Source organism: Shewanella sp. SR44-4, assembly GCF_014163715.1.
Lineage (GTDB): Bacteria > Pseudomonadota > Gammaproteobacteria > Enterobacterales > Shewanellaceae > Shewanella.
The window spans coordinates 1-266 of record NZ_JACJDU010000169.1 but is presented as its reverse complement, the minus strand read 5'-3'; the positions used below and the strand labels follow the sequence as shown (position 1 = coordinate 266).

Annotated in this window: 1 tRNA gene; it reads right to left on the bottom strand. The window is 43.2% G+C overall.

The window, feature by feature from the left end:
- Window positions 1–56 precede the first annotated feature (56 nt).
- Window positions 57–132 (bottom strand) — tRNA-Glu (locus H5125_RS21925).
- Between the last annotated feature and the right edge of the window lie 134 nt (window positions 133–266).

Genomic DNA, 266 nt, shown 5'->3' with positions numbered 1-266 from the left:
CATCAAACACTTTTTCTAAAACAACAGTTTCGAATCATGTTCAACCATCTTAAATATGGTATCCCATAGGGGATTCGAACCCCTGTTACCGCCGTGAAAGGGCGGTGTCCTAGGCCTCTAGACGAATGGGACACATTTGACACGTTATACTCTGTATCGAGTGAATACTCATTGGTGTCTGTAGGCTAAACACCAGTGCTAGTTACCTATAATGAAGAACAAAACCCTAAGGATTCGACCCCCTGTTACCGCCGACTCTTTATAAA